The following is a 22,504-nucleotide window of genomic DNA, read 5'->3' as shown; positions in this document are numbered from 1 at the left end:
TCTCTACTTTTTGTTTGCTAATGTGTCTTGCATCAATAATGCAGGGTCAAGGCGTTCACCTTGCCAATTAAATCGCCAATCTAAATGCGGGCCAGTTACACGGCCCGTAGCACCTATTTCAGCCACTTTCATACCTTGTGTAATTTTATCCCCCACTTTTACATCTAGCTTGCTTAGATGAATGTAAGTCGAGGTAACACCGTGGCCATGATCTAAAATTAAAGTACCACCTGAGTAATATAAATCTGGTTCAGCAAATACCACGGTACCGCTGATCGGCGCATACACAGGAGAGCCTGTTTTATTTGCTATGTCTAAACCAAAGTGTGGTCTGCGTGGTTCACCATTAAAGTAACGCTGGCTTCCATAAACACCTGAAATACGGCCCTCGGCAGGCCTGAGCACAGGCTGTAAAAAGTACTCTAGGTCAGAGTTAACAGCGCGCGCTTTTCTTACCGCAACCGCTTCACGGCTAATACGTTCACTGACCGCTTTTGGTGGCGATACATATTTTTTTGCAACACCGGTTATTTTATCGATGTTGTAGTCACGAAGGGTTATAACTAAATCTTGGCTGTGGCTTTTACCGGTTTTATCTACCCAGCTTAATGTATGTACAGGTTTTGCATCACGGCCAAAACCAAATACAAACAACCCATTATCAGCAAGTTTTAACGACTTACCATTGAGGCTTACCGACTTAGCGTTATCTAATTGCCCAGTTACTAGGCCGCCTTGAGTTAAATGCCCTTTTAGCTCAAGCGCTATAGCACTAAAGCTAGTTGATACAATTAACGCTGACACTAATAAGGATTTAAGCATAACTAATTGACCCTTTGCCAACGCCTTCATAAGCGGTAATTTTTACGTCTTTTTCTGGATGCTGCAGTTTTACTTGGCCGGCAATATACTCAGCAATACATTCTACTGTGGTATCTATGGGTAAAATGTCGCAACGCGATTCGCTAATAGCCATTTCAAAATAACCTTGCGCGGCTGTATATGCAAAACACACGTCATCCTCTTTGGCGATAATGTGTTTTAATTCAGAGGCGCTGATTTGATCTTCGCTGGTAGCTAAGTAAATATCTTGCCATTTATCAGCCCACTGTTTTTGTAAACGAGGCATAGAGATACCACCTAAGCTGATCCCTATTTGTGAACGATGGCCATGAATAATGCGCTGGCAATTACCATCATGCTTTTTAAGGCCATGGCTGTAGTGGTAGTAAAAACTTTGGTTGTGCTCAGGCTTTAATACCAGTTCAATTTTTTCAATATTATCAGGAAGCTGTGGCAGTATTGTGGCAATTAAATACTCTGTGACCGACTCAATGGTTATCTTATCGGTATCTATCAGGCAAAAAGCTTGATGAGGCGCACTCATTGCAAGGTGCTTATTCTCACCAAATGTACAATCTAATGTTTTATGATCAGCAAATTCATTAATGCTACCGTTTATGTTATTTGGAACAGCTAAACGGTGATCAATACACTCATCAATAATGCCTTTTATTTGCTTTTTAACTAAGCCAAAGTCTAAAACCATAGACTCTTCATTTAGTTTGCCATGTAAAGTCAAATCAACAATCCAACTTTCGCCAACTGCACCGCGTTTATTGCATAAATAAGAAAAATCAATCACAGTGAGTGAGTTAACAAAAAGGGTCATAAATTTCCTTTAAACTGATTAAAAGTCAGCCCTAATTATAATGATTTCTGTTAGTAATTGCGCGGTTTAATCATACTAAAATCAGTTGCATTGTCTGATTGGCTATATTTAAACCATTTTTTAACTGCTCCGAGTTGTTTAGCGTACAAGTGTACGCTAAAGTACGGGGCAATTTCTAAGCAAAGATAAAGTGTTATGGAACCTAAAAATAGCTATACAAAAGAAGATTTGATCCTTTGTGGTCAAGGTGAAATGTTTGGTGAAGGAAATTGTCGTTTACCAAGTGACAACATGTTAATGATGGATCGTATCATCTCTATCACCGATGATGGTGGTGAGCACGGTAAAGGCCAAATTATTGCTGAGCTAGATATTGACCCTAGCCTTTGGTTTTTTGACTGCCACTTTAAAGGCGACCCTGTAATGCCGGGTTGTTTAGGCTTAGATGCAATGTGGCAACTGGTTGGGTTTTTCTTAGGCTGGTCTGGTGGCCCAGGTCTTGGCCGCGCATTAGGTGTAGGTGAAGTTAAATTTACTGGCCAAATTCTACCAACGGCAAAAAAAGTAACTTACCGTCTCGATATGAAACGCGTTATTAAACGTAAGTTGTTTATGGGCATGGCTGATGGCACTGTTGAAGTAGACGGCCGCGTTATATACGAAGCAAAAGATTTAAAAGTGGGCTTATTCCAAGACACTAGCGCGTTTTAATTTTAACGCACGCAACAAAAAAGCCTCTAACTAGAGGCTTTTTTGCTTAAATTCGTTGTGAGTTTATGTTTTATACATATTGCGATTTTCTATTGCCTCGCGCCAACCACCAAGCCACTCAGACTTAGGATCAACTTGTTGATAAGGGCAGTGCTCTTTTGAGCGACCAGCTAAACCAGCTTTAAAACCTTGAGAATGAGCTCTTTCTAAACGATCTCTTTTCTGTCTCTTCATCGGTAAAATCCTCACCTTTATATTTATATTTTTGTAGCATTAAGTTCATCTACATTTAATAAATAGCCAACAAAAATGTTTAATTCAAACACAAAATACAATTAATTTGTTTGACTTTAACTAAGCTGCTGATGCAATGATAAATTAATTTAAAAATAATTTTATTGCTCAACTTTAACCAATTTAACTTTATTAAAATGTTCCGATACATCGGTTCAAAACACATAAGTGTCATATTTGTGACTAACAATATACCCTTAAGTTCCCAATTAATTTGTAATCAAAAAATGAACGTCAGAGCTGTTTTAAAAACATCCCAAATAAAAGCTTGATTAATTAAAACCGATCGGTCTAATATGAAGCATGAACAAAACACCAGCAGTTGCAACTAGGCGTGGCCGCCCACCCAAAATAGCTAGAGACAGCGCAGATACAAAAGCGCTGCTCATTCGAGTGGGCTTAGAAACCTTAACTGAGTTTGGCTTTAGTGCCACCGGGCTCGATACCATATTAAAAAAAGCAAAAGTACCAAAAGGCTCTTTTTATCATTACTTTAAAAGTAAAGAAGCCTATGGTTTGGCTCTTGTTGATGCCTACGACGATTTTTTTATAAATAAACTTAAATTTTACCTAGAGCAATCTGAAGTCCCCGCACTTGAGCGCATTGTTAATTTCACACAAAGCGCAATTGCTGGAATGCAAAAGTATGATTACAAACGCGGGTGCTTGGTGGGTAACTTAAATCAAGAGCTTAATCATTTAAGTGACGACTTTAAAACTCGTTTAATGCAAAGCTACATCGCTTGGCAACAACAATTAAAACGATGTTTAGATTTAGCCCAGCAGCAACAAACTATTAATCCACACATTAATACCGAACAAATGAGTGAATATTTTTGGGTGGGTTGGGAAGGCGCAGTAATGCGAGCTAAACTAACCCAATCAAGTAAGCCACTTACTTTATACACAGAAATGTTTTTACGCGCATTACTCAGTTAATGCATTTTTTATTACTAATTTAAAGACGATCGGTCTAAAAGGAAATCTAATGAGCAATTCTATCAAAGCTATTGTTATAGATAAGCAAGACGACAACTACACTGCAGCTCTAAGCACCATAAACAGTGACGATCTACCAAACGAAAATGTATTAATTGATGTGCTTTACAGTACCTTAAATTATAAAGATGGCTTAGCCATCACGGGTAAAGGGCCTGTTGTACGTAGCTTTCCTATGGTGCCGGGGATTGATTTAGTGGGTACAGTGACTAGCAGCGACAGTGCTGAATTTAAAAGTGGCGACCACGTTATTTTAAATGGTTTTGGTGTTGGCGAAAAGCACTGGGGTGGCTTATCTCAAAAAGCGGCACTGAGCAGTGATTGGTTAATTCCCCTACCCGCTAACTTATCACCTAAACAAGCTATGCAAATTGGTACTGCCGGTTATACGGCAATGCTCAGTGTTATTGCACTAGAAAAGCAAGGCGTTACTCCCGAGTCAGGTGAAATTTTAGTGACCGGTGCTAATGGTGGCGTAGGCAGTTTTGCTATTTATTTACTAAGCCAGCTAGGTTATCAAGTCACCGCTGCAACAGGTCGTATGGAGCAAGCAGACTATTTAAAATCATTAGGAGCAACTAATGTAATTGATAGAAATGAGTTTTCTAACCCTGGTAAACCTTTGCAAAAAGAACGCTTTGCTGCAGCTATTGATTCTGTAGGTAGTCACACACTTGCAAATATTTGTGCATCACTTAAATATGGGGGGGTTGTTACTGCTTGCGGGCTTGCTCAAGGTATGGACTTACCGGCCTCGGTTGCACCATTTATTTTACGTGGGGTTTCATTAATGGGTATTGATAGCGTTATGCGCCCTAAAGCGGATCGTGTTGAAGCTTGGAAACGTTTAGCTTCATTAGTTAATGCCGATTACTTGGATAAAATTTCAACTGAAATAAATCTTGATCAAGTCATTGAAAGCGCTGAGCAACTAATGCAGGGCCAAATTCGTGGTCGTGTAGTGGTTAATTGTCAAAGTTAAGCATTTTTGCTACTAAACTCTCGTTATTAAATTTATAATGTTCGCTGATTTTTTAATAACGAGAGAACACCTATGAGCAACCAAGAACTTTTCAGTAATAACCCACTGCAAGGCGTTAAATTAGAGCAAGTGGTTGAAGAACTGGTTGAGCAATATGGGTGGGAACTCCTGCATGCCTACTTACAACTTAACTGCTTTAAAAATAACCCTGACATTAAATCTGCAGTTAAATTTTTGCGTAAAACCGAGTGGGCACAACAAAAAGTAGATAATTTCTATTTGTACCGCCTTAAAAACTTACCTCGCCCAGATGACGTACAATACGAACTGCCTCCACGCGACCGCATTATTCCTGAAGGCGATAAACCAGGTGAGCCTTGCGAGTTAAGCTTTTCTGATGCAAAACGTATTCAAGAAAAAAAAGCAGCAAAACAACGTGCGCGTACCCGTAAGCAACGTTCAAATTCAAGTAACCCGTGGGGTAACTAATACGTATTTTAGGCAAGAGTTAACAATAAACGTTAGCTCTTGCGTTACTGCAAACTGAAGTAATTAATAACCGCGGTATTTCCAAAAGTCGTCTTCAGTTTTAGTTTTTTCATTAATAAGATTAAATGTTTTATCTGCAATCACTTTCCCCGCTAAAGATAGGGTCATACGCCAGTCACCTATTTTATCCTCAATAGGCTCCCATACCGTATCGCCTAAATAAAACGACCAGTCGTTGTCTTTAACATATACAGTACCCTCAAAAGGCAGCATCACTTCGCCATTGGTATCTATAATACCTGGGTGGTAAATACAAAAATGTAGTTTTTCGCCTTTAGCTTTTTTAATATTAACTATCAGACCAAATTCTACATCAAGTTCTGCTTTGACTTGCGTAGTGAATTGAGTAATTTGCGGTAGCGATTTACTGTCTTTGTCCCAGTGACTATATATGCCGAAACTTTGTAATGTAATTTGTGGTTTAGATTTTGCCATTGAACTTTCTATTTTTGTACTTTCAATTTTTAAACCACCAGCTTAAGCGAGCGGTTTATTAATTAAGTAGTTGCTTTGGATTTTTAGGGTAATATTTGCTTGGTTGTTGTTCACATAAACCAAACTCACGAGTGTTTTTATACGGTAACTTCATAAAGCCAGCCACCCCCACGTCGGTAATATTTACCGCGTATTGCATAAGCTTATTTAGTAAACGTTTAAATTCTACTTCTTTGCTGGCATCAAGTAATCTGTAGTAATGATGAATTTTCATCCTATCTGGCAGCGCTTCAAAAATAATACAGCCGGTATGATGTATCTGGTTTAGCTCAAATACACATTTAATCACTTTTTTAGGCAGTTGCAATTGCTCATCGGGGTCTTTACCATCTTCAAAATATGAATGCGGACGCGTTACATCGCTGGCTTTTACATTAACCACTTCATAATCAAGCTCAGGTAACTGGTTAAATTTAAACGCGCCGGTGCCATCGCGCTCTAGTTGAATCGTTTTGCGGGCATCAAATAAACAACACTTAAATAAGCCTTTTTGGCTAATAGCCTGGGCTAACATTACTGTGTTGTTTACTGCATCGGTGAATGCGGTTGCGAGGGTCTCGTCATGCATAATGAGTGACGATTCAACATACAAAGATTCATCTTTCCAATGAAAGCTGAGCCCTCCTACTACAGGATATTTAGCTAAGCGGCTAATAGAGGCTAAAAACGCTTTTTCGGTATCCCCAGTATCAAATAAAAACTCTTTATAATACCTATCAAGCTGAGCATCGTTAACATCTAAAAGTTGTTGTTTATGATCGGCTTGGCGTAAAAATTGTTTTCTAGAGCTATAAACTACGGTTTCGGGTTCGGGGTCTTGGCTAAACCAAAACGGAATTGCCGCTTTAGTTTCTGTTTTTGGTAGTTGTGGTAAATACGCTTTTGCCATGGTTTCTATGTTACGCATAAAATAGTCACCTGCTTTGTCTCTGACTAACCGTTCTTTTGAAAGCATGCCATCAATAACGTTTGCCAGCTCCTTAGGTAACATTAAACTTCTGGCAGGTATAGCCTGAGCACCAAATCGGCAAGACTGCGCCGAGGCAAGTGCATATAGCGTTGATGCAACCCCCTGCTCATCAAAACGAGGGGACGACTTTTCACCCGACATTTGCGCATCACCTATAAAATACACATCGCCCATACGGGCATTGGTAGTACTTAAGTCACCCGACATTAAATCCATAAAATTACTGGCAATTGGGTTTCCTTGTTCATCTACTTGGGCATAAACAGAGCTTCCCCAGTCAACCAATGAAAGCTGCTTTTCATTTTCATCCCACACCAAGTTAGAGGGTTTAATATCACCATGTACAATAGGCTGCGGGCTTAAACCATTTTTATGACGACGTAAATCAAGCAACACATTTCTTAATTTAACCGCTAAGCTCATTATTTTGGCGGCCGGTAAGCGCCCTTGCTTTAGTGATACTTTTTCAAGGTCTTCACCAATGGCGCGCGCCATCATCAAAATGCCTTGTTTTTTTATTCGCTCAAAGCCATAAAATGTTGGCACTAAGGGATTTTTGATTTGCGAAAGCATATACGCTTCATCTTCAAGGCGATCACGGACACTTTGCGCGAGCGTAATTCTAGAAAACTTAAACACCCAAGGCAGGCCATGTTCATCATCCCCTGCAAATACAAACCCAAATGCCCCTGAGCCAATCATTTCTACCTTTTTATACCCAAGCAAAGTGAGCTGTTTAATACAAATATTAAGCCACTGACGATGTTTTTTTGCATCACGGTGTGACAGCAAATAAACCGATTGCTCTTCGTTGATATAAAAATTGCGAATTTCTTTAGCTTTCAATGCGGGTTCTCTAGGTTAGTTGTTAAAAGCGCAGTGTTACCTTTATATTTGATAGTAACGCGAGCATTGTTTTAATTAAACCTTTAAGCATCACAATATGTTTATCAAGCTGTTATGTCATGGTATTTAGTCATGATTTAGACGTATATCGCTGTTATTTGCTATTTCGCCGTATCCTACTTAACCACAGCATCGTAAATAGGGTAAAACACACCTTTATATTATTCTTAGGTTAAAAAAATGAAACGTATTATAAAAGCCTCTTCAATCGCGCTTGCTCTGAGTATGTGCATGAATGCCCAAGCCGCAGACTTTGATTTTTCTTCAAAGGTGAACAGCGATGCAAATACGCTGGTTGTATTTTATAGCCAAGATGGAAATAACAGCCAATTTAAAGCGCTCGACAAGCAGTTCGATGGCCAATTGCAACGCGTTATTGATATAGAAAATTTTACCGGCGATTATGCTAAAGTGGCACAACTTGTTGCGCCAAGTAAAAGTAACTACAGCCGCGTTTTAGTCGCAGGTACTGGTAATACAAGCGAGTTTGATAAAGCAAAAGCAGCTAAGTTAGGCGGTAATATTCACGCTCAACTAGTTAAAGCCAAAGTAGGCACTGCCAGCGTTGTATTTGAAGATGTAACCGGTGTAAGTGACAATGCATTACTTGCTGCTAACTTTGCCCATGGTGCAAACTTACGCGATCATCGTTTTGAAAACTATAAAAAAGAACCAAACACTGAAACAGTTAGCTATACATTTGATGTTGATAACACTAAGCAAACTCGCAAGCTTTACACCCAATTAGAAAGTATTCAAGCCGGTGTTTTTTTAGCCCGCGATTTAACCTCTGAAGTCGCTACCGAAATGACACCTATTGACTTTGCTAATGCGGCAAAAGAATTAGCATCTTTGGGCGTAACCATCAAAGTATTGGAGCCTAAAGAAATAAAAGAACTGGGTATGGGTGCATTAGAAGCTGTTGGTCGAGGTAGCCAGCAAGGTGCCCGTTTAGTGGTTGCCCATTATAAAGGGTCTGACGATGCCCCTATTGCCCTTGTTGGTAAAGGCATTACGTTTGACTCAGGTGGTTACAGCATTAAAACCGGTGCATCTATTGCACGTATGAAGTCAGACATGGCCGGTGCTGCTGCAGTGCTTGGTACAGTTAAAGCAATGGCGTTAGCTAAAGCTGACAAAAACGTGGTAGCCGTTATGGGTATGGCTGCGAATATGGTATCGCAGTTTGCTGTAGCCCCAGGTGATGTTGTTCGCACCGCTGAGGGCTTAAGTGTTGAAATTTTAAATACCGACGCCGAAGGCCGCTTAGTGTTAAGTGATGCTATGTGGTATGCGCGTGAGCACTACAAACCAGAAATTATGATTGATGTTGCAACACTCACCGGTTCAAAAATCCGTGCTGTAGGCAATGAATATGCGGCTGTGTTCTCAGATGACGATACACTAGTATCTCAACTAACAGTAGCTGGTAAACAAGTAAACGAAAACCTATGGCGCCTACCCTTAGGGTATAAAGATATGTTGGAGTCTGACATTGCTGATTTAACAAATGTGGGTTCAGGTGGCCCAGGTGCAACCACTGCTGCCACTTTCTTAGAGCATTTTGCTGGCGATACCCGTTGGGTGCATATCGATATTGCAGGTAATGCCTTAGTGAAAAAAGGTAAAGATGAGCTTTCACCAGGGGGAACGGGGTTTGGTGTTCGCTTATTAAGCGAATGGTTATTAGCTAACTAATTGTTTATTAATACGAATAAAAGCGCCAAAGTAGGTTTACTACTTTGGCGCTTTTTGTACGAAAACAGTTTTATAGAGCTCAATACATCACTATTAATAAATCCTTAAAAGTGTGTTTATTATTTGATTTTGTTTGATTTATAGTCAAAGATAGAAGGAACAATTAGTAACGAGGTCAAAGGAATGAAAATAACCTACCTGCTCTACAGCATTTTTTATTTAAGCATTTGTTTTCTTTTCTATTTTGAACAGCTCTCCACCATTGCTGCAACAATTATAGTGCTGTTATCTGCAATTTTTTATATAAAACCAGCAAAATCTGAATCAGCAAATAACAATTCGTCACTAGGTGCCGTGCAGTCGTTCAATAACAAAATTGCACAAAACATTACCAAAGCCACCTCAAAAAATGCCATAGGCGCAGCTGAAGTGTCATTTTATGTTGATAGCTTATCTAAAGAAATAGACGCTTGTTATAACGAGAGTGAAACTGTCGGGCGTGCCACACACGAGCTTTCACAAAATAGTACTGAACTCAGTGACAGCATGACCACTATTAATCAAGCAATGGTACAAACAGCGCAAGCCTCAAGCTCTGCCGATAGCCGCTTACAAACGGCCACCAGCCAAATTGATTCGTTATCAGGCTCTATAGATAAAGTGGCCCAGCAATTAGATTTATTATTAAAAAGTGCCAGTGATATACAAAGCATTACCCAAGTTATTCAAAACATTGCAGAGCAAACCAACCTACTTGCTTTAAATGCGGCCATAGAGGCCGCTCGTGCAGGTGAGCAAGGTCGTGGTTTTGCGGTTGTTGCCGACGAAGTGCGTAACCTTGCAAATAAAACCAATGAAGCAACCAAACAAATTGCAGACATGCTCACAGACATTAACGCCAACAGTATAAAAACCAATGAAGATATGAAGCAGGTTTCACAGCAAAGTATTTCTGTAAAATCAGAGCTTGAAAACGTGACTCAATCCTTTTTAACGATTAACCAAGATATTGGTGCCTCATCTACCGCGCTTGATAGTATGCATCAGTCTGTTTCTGCATTTCAGCATGCAACCACACAAATAAATAGCTCAGTCACTAGTATTAGTAGTTTATTGGGCGAAGTTACTAAAAAAGGCAGTACAATTTCTCAGCAAGCGTCTTCTTTATCGCTGGGATCAGAATCAATATTTAGAGAGCTTGAAAACATAGAGTATGACGCATTCTTTAAACCAATCCTGATATCGGCTAAACACGCCAGTAAAGCAATTGGCGAATGTTTTGAGGGTTGGATCCAAAGCGGAAAAATAACCCAGCAACAACTTTTTTCGCAAAACTATAAACCCATCGAGAATACTAATCCAACCAAGTACACAACCGATTACGATAAACTGACAGATCAATCACTGCCGGCTATTCAAGAACCAATACTGGAAAATAAAGACATAATTTTTGCAGGAGCCGTTGATACTAAGGGCTACTTTCCTACTCATAACAAACGCTATAGCCAAGCCCTAACCGGTAACTTTGAAAAAGATTTAGTAAACAACCGTACTAAACGTATTTTTAATGACCCGACAGGAATTCGCTGTGGTAGCCACACCGAAAGCTTTTTATTACAAACCTATAAACGTGATACCGGTGAAATACTGCATGACCTCTCGGTGCCAATTTATGTAAACGGTAAACATTGGGGCGGGTTTAGAATTGGGTTTAAAAGTACAACTCATTAATTAATATAAAAAGGGAGACACATGGTCTCCCTTTCTATATGTGATGTGTTTATTTTTTAGAAAACAGCATACGTTTAAAGGTGTTATCAGCCAAAATGTAATGATGAAATAATGCAGCCGCCGCATGTAAGCCTATTACGTAATAACCAACTTCGCCCGCTGTTTCGTGTATTTCTTTAATGGTTTTACCCAGCTCTTTGTTTTCACTTGCCAATGGAGGCAACTCTAAACCAAAAAATGGCACAGGTTTACCTGCCATACTTAATATTAACCAGCCAGCAATTGGCATAGCAAACATAAACACATACAGCGCAAGGTGTACAAATTTAGCTAACTTATCTTGCCACTTTGCAGGCTCAGGGTGTATAGCTGGTACCGAGCCGCCCACTACACGCGCAACTACCCTCACGCTGACTAAAGCTAAAACCGATAAACCCAACATAAAATGCCACATTTTAAAGGCATCACGCGTTTCAGTGCCTTTGTCAAATAATTCGCGAAGTTCAATACTGCCGTACACAGTCACAATTAAAATAAACATCAACCAATGTAAAGCAACAGAGAGTGTATTGTAATGAGTATCTGTATTTTTAAAATTCATAATACCTCCTTATAAACGGATTAAAGTTAAAAGCTCACTTATGCGTATAAGTACATGATTAAAGGTTAACCTTTAATCATTCTCTCTTTAATGATCTGAAACATAGAATGAGTTATTAACTCAGATGAATAGTTTAAAGGTTTTAATTACAATAACTGTGCAAACTTAAAATAAACTTAAATAGTAGGCAAAAAACGGCAACCTTTAGTTACCGTTTTAAACAATTAACGTGTTTTAAAAATAACAAACGGCAGCAAATGAAAGAGTACTGAGAACGACGAGTGATTTAGACTAGCCAAAGCTTGAAGAATTGGCTCTTATGATGTCTGAAGTCAAGATTTGACCCCTTTGGCTCCTTTGTATGCTAACCAATGCTTAGACAGCTCGCTCTTTTGATGTATGAAGTCAAGATTTTACCCCTTTGGTTCCTAATGGGCGCATAAATGCTTGGCTAAAATTTGCGACGAAGGAGCGCAAGCCAAGCGTTTTGCGTCCTTTTGAGTAACTTGTTAGAGCTACATTAGCCCAATTTAAAATCAAGTTGAATACTATGACAACTGCTAGCTGTAGGCTTGTAACGCCAACCTGAAAATGATTCGATAGCAGCAGAATTAAAAACTTCTGACGGGTAAGCTTCTATGACATTGATATTTATTGGCTGGCCATCAGATGAGATGTCAAACTCTAGTTTCGTATAGCCCTGTATTCTGTTGCGAGCTGCTTTTACTGGGTATTTAGGAGCCTTTGTTGAAAGCAGCATATTGTGGACGGAGTCTGCTAAATTTTGCTCTTTCGTGTACTTATGCTTCCCACAGCGAGATTCGTATTTAATTACACCATTATTTTCTGAAATTATTTTACTTTGAGTGCTTGCGCAACCACCTAAAATCGCTGTGGCGGTGATGGCCGTAACAAAAATTTTATATCCCTTCAATTTATACTCCATAGTCTGAATTTTCAGTAGCTCTAACGTCGCGCTCTGCGGCAAATTTGGAGCGTAGCGGAAAATTTGTCCGACAGCAGCGCCTTGTTATGCCATATAGCTAAGTAGAAAACTCTCTACATCTCTAATCATGTTTTCAACATCTGAATCTTGAAATTCTTCCGGCTTACCATGAGCTGCACTATTTCGAATATCGGCAATAGCAGTGATTCTCTTTTGTTGAAGCTTATTATAGACGCCTGATTTCGCTAACTGCGCATTCATTGTGTCAAGCTTTCCGTGAGAAATTGAATGACTTTCGCAAAGGTCTCGCAATGCAGTCTCAAGTACAACTCCTGAGATAACGGCTGCAGCAAGTTTATAACCATTATTAAGTAATTCTGTTGCCTGCTCTAATTCACTATCAAATACTTCAGCCTGAACCAAATATTTTAGTGAAGCCAGATATCCTCCATCAAAATCTTCCTTCGCAGCTAGAAAGATAGCACCAAGTCTTTTTTTAATGGAGTAGTCTGATTCCATTGCTCTTCGCTTTTCACCTGCTTCGAAAGCCACAAAGTGCTGCGATTCTTCTCCGCAGGCAGTAACCAATAGATTCTTAACTTTAACTTTCCAGCCAGTAAATAATTCGGTATCAATAGCCTCTGTCGTTCCATAGGCTCCATTGACGCTCCTCTTCGTAGCCTCAATATCATTGAGTTGACTCTCCAATTCGACAAACCTTTGAGTCAATTTCTTATTCATAATTAGTCCTTAATTGATTCCGAGCCTTCGACGGGCATAACGCCCTTGTTAATGGGCAAATGGCGTAGCCATTTGTCCTAGAGCCCCGCAGGGGCGATTGAACTATTTGTTAGGTGCCGTTGCGCAATGCTTTCTCGGCTTCCTTTATCTCGTTCGTAATATCGATGCTATTTGGTAGTTTGGAAGAGACTTTAAAGCTAACTTTATTGGTAGTTCGCAATATCTCTGGCCAAACTTCGCTATAAATCGCCATACAGGCATATCTCACACTGAAATCGACATCAAGAATCACATGGACCAATTTATCGAATTGGCCTTCTTTGCCAGTGAAACCGACCGCTCGCTCCTCTTTGTGGGTGCTGCCGTCTTTTTTGAGTTCCCATTTTCGAGTCTTGACCTCAATCCTTCCATGGTCCTGATGCATGATGTCGAATCCACGATTCACAGCATTCATACGATCTCCGCCCAAAGCCTTATGCGATAACAACTCACCATAGTCTCCAACGAGGTCTTTGATGCCATTCAATGCCAAAAATCTATTTATCTCCGCTTGGCAATCTATAGCCTGACTTAAACTTGAAATCTGCACTTGGTTCACTTTAGGCAACTAACGCTTGCCGTAAACGGCACAAAATAGCAGGCTAAAATTAGCGACGAAGGAGCACAGCCTGCTATTTTGTGTCCTTTGTTTAACGGCCTTGTTAGCTTTCGCTTACACCAACTTGTTGTGCCACTTGACCTGTTAGGGAAAAATGAACCTCAATATCAGTTGGTTCAATATTTTCAATTTTATACTCACCACCAAACAGCCAAGGTTTTGTTAAGCTATAAATTTGGTTGTGTGATAATGATTTACCTGATTTTATTAAATCACCTACCATTTGAACTGCAAAATATTCTATAACGAACTCTTTATCGGCTAACAACTCATTGAAGCCTTCAGGTGTCTCCGCTACTTGTGAGAACTCACCGCCTCCTGAGTCTAGCCACCAAACTTGGCCATTATTTATATTTTGAACAAATGCATCACCGGAAGCTGAAAGCAATATAGGTAAATATTCTCCATCCAATAACCACTCCCATTCAGATAACAGAGAGTCTCGTTCAAGGTGCGAGAAATTTACCGTTAAGTCATTTAATGTCATCTGAACTTCCTAGAAAGCTAACAGCTTATTGAACACCACTTTGGGGGGTTATAAAACTCCAAAACGGCGTATATTACATTGCACAATAATTCCACTAAACAACTTCAATGTAAACAAGTTATTACGCAAGTTCTAAATTATCGTTGTTAAAATACACCAAAACGACTTTTAATAATGTTATTAGATAAAACATCATCAACTGTCTATATACACAGTATCTTTTTAAGTTGAATATCGTTTATGAAATCTCTGTTTCTAATCATGATTAAATTATCAAGCTGCGATTTAAAACAAAAAAAGCACAACCCAAAAGGCTGTGCTTTTTAATCAACTAACACTCATACGTTTATAAATATTAGTTTACAAACGAATACCGCCGTCTATCTCTACTACACGGCCAGTAAAAAAGTCGTTTTCGATAATGTACTGTGCAGTATGGGCTATTTCAGCCGTTTCACCTAAGCGCCCTACGGGCGTTACAGCTAGCATGCGTTGTTTTGCTTCTGGCTTCATAACATCTGTCATGGCGGTGCTAATAACGCCTGGTGCAATGGCGCCAACGCGTATACCAAAACGGCCAAGTTCTTTAGCCCATGTAGTGGTTAATGCTACAACACCCGCTTTTGATGCGGCGTAATTTGTTTGGCCAATATTGCCCGCACGCGCTACGCTCGACATGTTTACAATTACGCCACCTTTGCCAGATTCAATCATGTGGCTAGCCGCTTCGCGCCCTGCTAAAAATACGCCTGTAAGGTTAACGTCAATCACTGATTGAAATTGATCAAGCGACATTTTTTTAACCACTTTGCCATCTTTGGCTTTTATAAACATGCCATCGCGTAAAATGCCGGCATTGTTAATTAATACCCCAATGTGACCAAAGTCACTGTTAATGGTATTAAATACGTCTTCAACTTCGCTCTCAACGGTTACATTAGCGCTGTAGCCTTTAATAGTGCCTGTTACGCCTACTAATGCAGATAGTTGATCGGTTGCTTCATTTAATTGGGCTTGCGCCATATCAATTAAGGCAATATTAGCGCCCATTAAGGCAAACTTTTGCGCCATTGCAAAACCTAAGCCTTGTGCGCCACCGGTAATAACTACGGTATTATTTTTTATTTCCACAATACTTTCCTACTTCGAAAACAATTTAAAAATGGCACTAAAATCATCACTGCCTGCACCTTGGTGCTGCATCATAGTGTATAAATTTTTAGCCATTGAGCCCATTGGCGTCAGTGAATTACTCTGCTGCGCTGCTTCCATAGCAAGGCCTAAGTCTTTAGCCATTAAATCGACCATAAAGCCAGGTTTATAGTCGTTACTAGCTGGTGCGGTTTCCATAACACCTGGGCAGGGGTTATAAAGTTCTAACGTCCAGTTACGACCCGAACTTGCGCTCATTATGTCACTGAGTACTTTTGCATCGAGACCGTTATTAATGCCCATTTGAATAGCTTCACTGGTACCCGCCATTAAAATACTCAACAGCATATTGTTACATATTTTGGCAACTTGCCCTGCACCAATATCACCGGCATGGAATATGTTTTTACCCATATCGACTAATACCGTATTGGCTTTATCGAATGCAGCTTGCTCACCACCCACAATAAAGGTCAGCGTACCCGCTGTTGCCCCTGCTACACCACCCGATACCGGTGCATCAACAAACGCAATACCTTGCTCACTTAGGGCATGGCCAACGTCACGTGCTGATTGTGCATCTATGGTTGAACAATCAATCACTAACGTGCTTTTACTTAGTACTTTAATTAAACCCGATTGCTCGTCTGTGCCTAAATAAAGTGATTTAACATGTTTGCTTGCCGGTAGCATGCTAATTAGCACATCAGCCTCGTGAGCACAGTCACTGGCGCTTTGCGCCGCACTAGCCCCATGATTCACAAGCTCTTTAACGGCCTCTGCACTTAAGTCAAACACGCGTACACTGTGGCCTGCTTTAACTAAGTTTGCTGCCATTGGGCCGCCCATGTTTCCTAAACCAATAAATCCTATATTAAGTTTACTCATCGCTTTACCCTTGTAAATTTAGTTGTGAAAAGTACGGCTCTAGCGGATGTTGCTCGCCAAAGCGGTTTGCAAAAAAGCTCTCTACTACTTCTTTTGGTACATCAGCTAACGATTTAAACTGCCACTGTGGCGCACCATCTTTATCGATTAGTAAGGCACGTACACCTTCTTGAAACTCGCCCACTTCACCGGCACGAACCGACATGCCCAATTCCATTTTAAAACACTCAGCTAAGTTTTTACCTTTGCTATGTTTGAGCTGCTCACTTACTAAGGCACAACTTAAAGGGCAACCATGCGCCAACGATTTTTGTGCGCGTTGTAGCCATTTGTCATCTGTGTTTAGATTTAAAATGTAATCTACCTGCTGCTGTAACGTGTCAAACTCGCCAAGCTTTTGAATCAAGCTTAAGTTTGCTTTTAAATTGCCTTTTGGCATACGGCTAGAGTTGTTATCTAACTCAATAAGCAAGGTACTTAGCTTGTCGTGATTTAAACTTGCTGTTTTACCCCATTTAGTATTGAGTAATGCTTCAACAAGCTCTGGGTACTTGTCGGCATTAACAAAGTGATCGGCAAGCGATACAAGCTTAGCGTCTTCACAATTAATCGAGGCCGAGGTCAGCCCTAAAAACAAACCAACATGGGCGGGCATTTTATGTAAAAAATAACTGCCGCCTACATCTGGGTATAAACCAATAGTTTGCTCAGGCATAGCAATGCGTGATGTTTCGGTAACCACACGGTGGCTAGCACCGGCCATTAAACCCAAACCGCCGCCCATTACAATCCCGTTACCCCACACTAAAATGGGTTTGTTGTAACAGTGAATTAGGTAATCTAGCTGATACTCTTGAGTAAAAAATTCTTCAACCAGTGAGCTCGGTTTTCCCTCACTCATTGCTTTGTGTAAGCTCACTACATCGCCACCGGCACAAAATGCTTTTTCACCAGTGCCTTTAAGAACCACTAATGCAATGTTATCGTCTTTGTCCCATTGCTGTAGTTGCGGCTCGAGTAAGCTGATCATTTCAAAATTAAGGGCATTTAACGATTTAGGCGCATTTAAGGTTGCAAAACCAATGAGTCGGCCATTGTCTGTGGTTGCTGTTTCAAATACCACGGCAGCATCAGCTGAATTTAAACGAGTAAGCTCTGTCATTAGCCATTCACCCAAATAGCTTTACGTTTTTCTAAAAAGGCGTTCACGCCCTCTTGCTGATCTTCGGTATCAAATAAACCAACAAACAGTTCACGCTCCAGTGGCAATGTATTCGCCATTGGTTGATGACGCCCTTTTTGAATCAAGGTTTTACATGCAGCAACCGACGATGGACTTTGCTCTGCTACTTGGTTTGCCAGTTTTAATGCTGCGGCAAAGCTTTCACCTTGTGCAACCACTTCTTCCACTAAGCCAATTTGTAGGGCTTTATCGGCTTTTAAGCGCTCACCGCATAAAATCATGCGTTTTGCCCAGCCCTCGCCAACAAGCCATGCTAAGTTTTGCGTTCCACCAGCACACGGTAATAAACCCACTTTTGCTTCAGGTAACGCCATTTGTGCTTGCTCTTCTGCAATACGAATATCACAAGCAAGCGCTACTTCAAGGCCGCCACCCATTGCATAGCCATTAATGGCTGCAACCGACACACCTCTAAAATTAGTTAGCGCTTCAAACGCTTCACCAAATACACGTGACATATCTGCAGCTACACCTTTATCGCCACTGGCAAATACATTGAGGTCGGCACCGGCGCTAAAAAACTTCTCGCCTTCACCAGTCAGTACTAACGCATAAATATTTTTATTGGTATTTAATTGGTTAACCGTGTCTTTAAGCGCCACTAAGGTGTCTTTCGTCCAGGTATTCGCTGGCGGATTCGACATGGTTAAAATAGCAACATGACCTTCAATAGTTAATTCAATGCTAGGATTTGACATACTAACCTCCTTATAAAACTTCGCTGGCTGATTCGGCTAAAATACGACGCGCAATAATCACACGCATAATTTCGTTAGTGCCCTCAAGAATTTGATGAACACGTACATCTCTAACATGGCGCTCAAGCGGGTATTCTTTTATGTAACCGTAGCCACCGTGAATTTGCAGCGCGTCATTACAAACAGTAAAACCTACATCGGTTGCAAAGCGTTTAGCCATAGCACAATAAGTGGTTTTTTCACTGTCGTTAGTATCAAGTTTAAACGCCGCTAAGCGCACCATTTGGCGTGCTGCTACAAGCTCGGTATTCATATCAGCAATTTTAAATTGTAGCGCTTGAAACGCAGCCAATGGCTTACCAAATTGGGTACGCTCTTTTAAATACTCACGTGCGGTATTAAGTGCCGCTTGTGCTGTACCAATAGAGCAAGTGGCAATATTAATACGGCCGCCGTCTAAACCTTGCATTGCAAATTTAAAGCCTTCACCTTCTTGGCCTAATAAGTTTGCGGCTGGAATACGCACATCTTCAAAGCTAATTAAACGTGTGGGCTGTGCATTCCACCCCATTTTTTCTTCTGCTTTACCGTATTCAACGCCTTGTGCATCTGCAGGTACAACAAAAGCCGAAATACCGCCAGGGCCGTCGGCTCCCGTACGCGCCATGACCACTAATATTTCGGTTTCACCAGCGCCTGAAATAAACATTTTTGAGCCGTTAATAACATACTCATCACCGTCACGCACTGCTTTAGTTTTTAATGAAGCAGCATCAGAACCCGAGCCTGGCTCAGTTAAACAGTACGATGCAAGTAATTCACCCATTACCAATTGCTCAACGTATTTGTCTTTTACTGCATCGGTACCAAAGCTGGCTATCATCCAGGTTGCCATATTATGAATAGTTAACATGGCCGTTGTTGCGGTACAGCCCATCGCCAGCTGTTCAAAAATAATGCTTGAATCTAAGCGAGATAAACCTAAGCCACCGGCTTCTTCTGGGGTGTATAAACCACAAAAACCTAGCTCACCAGCGGCTTTAATTGTGTCTTTAGGAAAAATATGTTCGCGATCCCACTTGGCAGCGTGTGGTGCTAGTTCAGACTCTGCAAATTGGCGAGCGGTTTGCGCAAAGGCTTGTTGATCTTCAGATAAGTTAAAGTCCATGGTAGACCTCTTTAAGTGTGTTTTGTTTGTTGTCAGAGCATCCCATAACGGGAGTAATTAGTGAGGAGCAACAACACTGTGTGTTGTGCCCCTCTTTTTTATTAATTATTCAGTGCAATATTATTTAAGATTAATACTCATGTTTGGACCTGAGGCAATGTCATCCTCAAACCAACGAGAGGTAATAGTTTTAGTTTCTGTATAAAAACGAATACCTTGCTTACCGTATGTATGCGTATCGCCATAAAATGAGCCTTTCCAGCCAGTAAACGAGAAAAATGGCAGTGGCACAGGAATAGGCACATTAATACCCACTTGACCCACTTCAATTTCGTGTTGGAACTTACGTGCAGCTGCACCACTTGATGTAAATAATGAGGTACCGTTACCGTAAGGGCTTTCGTTAATAAGGGCGATGGCTTCTTCAAGCGTATCTACAAACATACACGCCAGTACTGGGCCAAAAATCTCTTCTTTGTACAAGTTCATCTCTTTGGTTACATCAGTAAATAACGTTGGGCCTACCCAGTTACCTTGCTCAAACCCTTCAACAGTAAAATCAGAGCCATCAATTAAACAGGTTGCGCCTTGCGCTTTACCATCGGCAATCAATGATAAAATACGCGCTTTTGCAGCTGGTGATGTTTGCGGACCATATGCAGCGTCTGCATCATCCCATACACCTGGGCGTACACCTTCAAAGCCAGCTTTAATTTCATCAACCCAGTCTTTTGCTTGGCCAACAAATACCGCCACTGAGATACCCATACAACGCTGGCCTGCCGCACCAACTGATGCGCCTACTAAGTTATTAACTACGTGAGACTTGCTTGCATCAGGCATAATTACCATGTGGTTTTTAGCGCCCACACAGGCTTGCACACGTTTTAGGTGTTGTGTGCCTTTAGAATAAATGTATGCACCCACACCACACGAGCCAACAAACGAAATAGCGCGAACCGCTTTGTCTTCTAATAAACGGTCTACTTGTGCTTTAGTACCGTGCACGACTTGTAACACGCCTTTAGGTGCACCGGCTTCAATAAATAGCTCAGCTAAGCGCATAGGCGTAAGTGGGTCTTGCTCAGACGGTTTTAAAATAAAGGTATTACCACACACAATTGCCAGTGGGAACATCCAAAGTGGGATCATGGCCGGAAAATTAAATGGGGTAATACCTGCACATACACCTAGTGGCTGCATGTATGAATAGGTATCGATTTTACGCGCTACGTTTTCCATCGTCTCGCCCATCATTAATGATGGTGCATTAGCAGCTTGCTCAACTACCTCAATACCACGCCACACATCGCCTTTTGCATCTTCAAATGTTTTACCTAGCTCATGACAAATAATAGTGGCTAATTCATCATGGTTTTCTTTTAACAGCGCCGCGTATTTCATCATAATGCGCGCACGTTCTGTGATTGGTACGTCTTTCCACGTTTTAAACGTTTCGCTGGCAGAGGCAATAGCCGCGTCCATTTCAGCGTCTGTAGCACAAGGTACTTGCGCTAACACTTCTTGATTAGCAGGATTTACAACATCAATTAGTTCATTTGAAGTTGATTGAATAAATTCGCCGTTAATGAGTAAGGGTACTTGGTGCATAATTAAAATCCTATTGATTAAATTGGGTACCGCAGCGTTTTTGTTATAGTTGCTGCGGCTTTATTATTAGTTAAAGTGCTTCTACGGCCATGGCAACAGCTTCACCGCCACCAATACATAAAGAGGCTACGCCCTTTTTAAGACCCCGGTTTTTAAGTGCATGGATAAGTGTTACTAAAATACGCGCACCGCTAGCACCAATAGGATGACCCAATGCACAAGCGCCACCGTTAACATTAACTTTGTTCTCATCAAGCTTTAACTCATTAATAGCTAGCATGGTAACCATGGCAAACGCTTCGTTAATTTCCCATAGGTCAACATCTGCGGTTGTCCACCCTGCTTTTTCAAGCACACTGTTCATTGCACCAACAGGCGCTACGGTAAATTCACTGGGTTTTTGAGAATGCGTGCTGTGAGCAACAATTTTGCAAAGTGGTGTTAAACCCTCTGCTTTTGCTTTTGATTCGCTCATTAAAATCAGTGCTGCGCCACCATCTGAAATAGACGATGAGTTTGCCGCAGTAATGGTGCCGTCTTTTTTAAATGCTGCACGTAAACTTGGGATTTTTTCAGGGCGAGCATTACCAGGTTGTTCATCAATTGAAACTGTTACATCACCTTTGCGGGTTTTAATAGTATGAGGGGCGATTTCGTTGTCAAAGCTACCATTTTCTATGGCTGCGTTTGCTTTACTTAACGAACCCAGTGCAAACGCGTCCATTTGCTCACGGCCGATGCCATATTCATCAGCCGTGTCTTGAGCAAAACAACCCATTGCTTTATTGTCGTAAGCATCTTCAAGGCCATCGCTCATCATATGATCTTTTATTTCACCGTGGCCCATACGCATGCCGCCACGTGCTTTAGGAATAAAATAAGGCGCATTAGTCATACTTTCCATACCACCGGCAATGGCTGATTCAATAGAACCTGCTTTAATAAGGTCATTCGCTAACATGGCCGCTTTTAAACCCGAGCCACATACTTTATTAATTGTGGTAGCGCCGGTGCTTAGTGCTAGCCCTGCTTTAAGCATAGCCTGACGTGCAGGCGCTTGGCCTAAGCCAGCTGGTAATACACAGCCCATAATCACTTCATCAATTGCATCATTGCTTAAACCCGTTTGAGCAAGTGCACCTGCAATAGCTGTAGCACCTAGTTCGGTAGACTGCGCATCACTTAGTGCGCCCATAAATCCACCCATTGGGGTGCGCTTTGCTGCTACAATTACAACGCTTTCAAAAGACATAAAAAGGCTCCATTTTCAATTACCGCAAACATGTTTTATTATGTTTAGCTTA

23 protein-coding genes are annotated in these 22,504 nt (G+C 41.0%); 6 read left to right on the top strand and 17 right to left on the bottom strand.

Annotation, left to right across the window (positions count from 1 at the left end; all coding sequences use genetic code 11):
* Positions 1-3: 3 nt before the first annotated feature.
* On the bottom strand, positions 4-822 hold the full coding sequence (locus KK487_RS07785; protein ID WP_096038419.1) for a M23 family metallopeptidase: 819 nt from the start codon (positions 820-822) through the stop codon (positions 4-6).
* Complete coding sequence (locus tag KK487_RS07780; protein WP_096038418.1) at positions 815-1,672, bottom strand: 6-carboxytetrahydropterin synthase; 858 nt, start codon at positions 1,670-1,672, stop codon at positions 815-817. Before KK487_RS07780 ends, KK487_RS07785 begins: the two co-directional genes overlap by 8 nt.
* Positions 1,673-1,867: 195 nt before the next feature.
* Here KK487_RS07780 and fabA point away from each other — a divergent pair, with 195 nt between their 5' ends.
* The gene (gene fabA / locus KK487_RS07775) at positions 1,868-2,383 is read left to right on the top strand and encodes a bifunctional 3-hydroxydecanoyl-ACP dehydratase/trans-2-decenoyl-ACP isomerase (RefSeq protein ID WP_008114654.1); all 516 of its coding nucleotides are present in this window, start codon (positions 1,868-1,870) and stop codon (positions 2,381-2,383) included.
* A 63-nt stretch (positions 2,384-2,446) separates the two neighbouring features.
* Here fabA and rmf read toward each other — a convergent pair whose 3' ends face one another.
* Entirely contained in the window at positions 2,447-2,617 is a 171-nt protein-coding gene (gene rmf / locus KK487_RS07770; RefSeq protein ID WP_008114656.1) for a ribosome modulation factor, read from the bottom strand.
* Positions 2,618-2,980: 363 nt separating this feature from the next.
* On the opposite strand from rmf, the gene acuR reads away from it, so the two are divergent.
* The 3 genes from acuR to KK487_RS07755 all read left to right on the top strand — a co-directional run bounded on the left by acuR (position 2,981) and on the right by KK487_RS07755 (position 5,147).
* Entirely contained in the window at positions 2,981-3,616 is a 636-nt protein-coding gene (acuR, locus tag KK487_RS07765; RefSeq protein WP_016900341.1) for an acrylate utilization transcriptional regulator AcuR, read from the top strand.
* A gap of 49 nt (positions 3,617-3,665) precedes the next feature.
* On the top strand, positions 3,666-4,658 hold the full coding sequence (gene acuI, locus KK487_RS07760) for an acrylyl-CoA reductase (NADPH) (RefSeq protein ID WP_215521662.1): 993 nt from the start codon (positions 3,666-3,668) through the stop codon (positions 4,656-4,658).
* Between the two features lie 72 nt (positions 4,659-4,730).
* Complete coding sequence (locus KK487_RS07755) at positions 4,731-5,147, top strand: VF530 family protein (RefSeq protein WP_008114664.1); 417 nt, start codon at positions 4,731-4,733, stop codon at positions 5,145-5,147.
* Between the two features lie 63 nt (positions 5,148-5,210).
* On the opposite strand, the gene KK487_RS07750 is transcribed toward KK487_RS07755, so the two are convergent.
* Both KK487_RS07750 and KK487_RS07745 read right to left on the bottom strand, forming a co-directional pair.
* Positions 5,211-5,642, bottom strand: a complete 432-nt coding sequence (locus tag KK487_RS07750) for a DUF3859 domain-containing protein (RefSeq protein ID WP_013464918.1) — start codon at positions 5,640-5,642, stop codon at positions 5,211-5,213.
* 58 nt (positions 5,643-5,700) lie between these two features.
* Positions 5,701-7,518 carry a protein kinase domain-containing protein gene (locus KK487_RS07745; RefSeq protein ID WP_215521661.1) on the bottom strand — a complete coding sequence of 606 codons (1,818 nt, stop codon included), beginning with the start codon at positions 7,516-7,518 and terminating at the stop codon, positions 5,701-5,703.
* A 240-nt stretch (positions 7,519-7,758) separates the two neighbouring features.
* On the opposite strand from KK487_RS07745, the gene KK487_RS07740 reads away from it, so the two are divergent.
* Together KK487_RS07740 and KK487_RS07735 are read left to right on the top strand one after the other, a co-directional pair.
* Positions 7,759-9,276, top strand: coding sequence for a leucyl aminopeptidase family protein (locus KK487_RS07740; protein WP_215521660.1), 1,518 nt, complete (start codon positions 7,759-7,761; stop codon positions 9,274-9,276).
* A 183-nt stretch (positions 9,277-9,459) separates the two neighbouring features.
* On the top strand, positions 9,460-11,007 hold the full coding sequence (locus tag KK487_RS07735; RefSeq protein ID WP_215521659.1) for a methyl-accepting chemotaxis protein: 1,548 nt from the start codon (positions 9,460-9,462) through the stop codon (positions 11,005-11,007).
* A gap of 49 nt (positions 11,008-11,056) precedes the next feature.
* Here the strand turns inward: KK487_RS07735 and KK487_RS07730 are convergent, their stop codons facing one another.
* The 12 genes from KK487_RS07730 to KK487_RS07675 all read right to left on the bottom strand — a co-directional run bounded on the left by KK487_RS07730 (position 11,057) and on the right by KK487_RS07675 (position 22,452).
* Positions 11,057-11,608, bottom strand: a complete 552-nt coding sequence (locus KK487_RS07730; RefSeq protein WP_010389965.1) for a cytochrome b — start codon at positions 11,606-11,608, stop codon at positions 11,057-11,059.
* Positions 11,609-12,128: 520 nt separating this feature from the next.
* Positions 12,129-12,542 (bottom strand): energy transducer TonB, encoded by a 414-nt coding sequence (locus tag KK487_RS07725; protein ID WP_215521658.1) that lies wholly within the window; start codon positions 12,540-12,542, stop codon positions 12,129-12,131.
* Between the two features lie 96 nt (positions 12,543-12,638).
* Positions 12,639-13,295 carry a DUF4145 domain-containing protein gene (locus tag KK487_RS07720; protein WP_215521657.1) on the bottom strand — a complete coding sequence of 219 codons (657 nt, stop codon included), beginning with the start codon at positions 13,293-13,295 and terminating at the stop codon, positions 12,639-12,641.
* 109 nt (positions 13,296-13,404) lie between these two features.
* Entirely contained in the window at positions 13,405-13,893 is a 489-nt protein-coding gene (locus KK487_RS07715) for a hypothetical protein (protein ID WP_215521656.1), read from the bottom strand.
* 103 nt (positions 13,894-13,996) lie between these two features.
* The gene (locus KK487_RS07710) at positions 13,997-14,440 is read right to left on the bottom strand and encodes a T6SS immunity protein Tdi1 domain-containing protein (protein WP_215521655.1); all 444 of its coding nucleotides are present in this window, start codon (positions 14,438-14,440) and stop codon (positions 13,997-13,999) included.
* 360 nt (positions 14,441-14,800) lie between these two features.
* Positions 14,801-15,571, bottom strand: coding sequence for an SDR family oxidoreductase (locus KK487_RS07705; RefSeq protein ID WP_215521654.1), 771 nt, complete (start codon positions 15,569-15,571; stop codon positions 14,801-14,803).
* A gap of 9 nt (positions 15,572-15,580) precedes the next feature.
* Positions 15,581-16,480: a 3-hydroxyisobutyrate dehydrogenase gene (gene mmsB / locus KK487_RS07700; RefSeq protein ID WP_013464907.1), complete on the bottom strand. Its 900-nt coding sequence runs from the start codon at positions 16,478-16,480 to the stop codon at positions 15,581-15,583.
* Between the two features lie 4 nt (positions 16,481-16,484).
* Complete coding sequence (locus KK487_RS07695; protein WP_138764571.1) at positions 16,485-17,642, bottom strand: enoyl-CoA hydratase/isomerase family protein; 1,158 nt, start codon at positions 17,640-17,642, stop codon at positions 16,485-16,487.
* Entirely contained in the window at positions 17,642-18,421 is a 780-nt protein-coding gene (locus KK487_RS07690; RefSeq protein WP_013464905.1) for an enoyl-CoA hydratase, read from the bottom strand. The genes KK487_RS07695 and KK487_RS07690 overlap by 1 nt, the downstream gene beginning before the upstream one ends.
* A 10-nt stretch (positions 18,422-18,431) precedes the next feature.
* Entirely contained in the window at positions 18,432-19,589 is a 1,158-nt protein-coding gene (locus KK487_RS07685; protein WP_033103468.1) for an acyl-CoA dehydrogenase family protein, read from the bottom strand.
* Between the two features lie 120 nt (positions 19,590-19,709).
* Positions 19,710-21,200 (bottom strand): CoA-acylating methylmalonate-semialdehyde dehydrogenase, encoded by a 1,491-nt coding sequence (locus KK487_RS07680; protein ID WP_215522120.1) that lies wholly within the window; start codon positions 21,198-21,200, stop codon positions 19,710-19,712.
* A gap of 70 nt (positions 21,201-21,270) precedes the next feature.
* A complete protein-coding gene (locus KK487_RS07675) occupies positions 21,271-22,452 on the bottom strand; it encodes a thiolase family protein (RefSeq protein ID WP_215522119.1) in 1,182 nt (393 codons plus the stop codon).
* Positions 22,453-22,504 lie beyond the last annotated feature (52 nt).

This window comes from Pseudoalteromonas sp. SiA1, assembly GCF_018732205.1.
Lineage (GTDB): Bacteria > Pseudomonadota > Gammaproteobacteria > Enterobacterales > Alteromonadaceae > Pseudoalteromonas > Pseudoalteromonas tetraodonis.
Note: the sequence above shows the minus strand (reverse complement) of the source record. Positions and strands in the feature narration are given on the sequence as shown.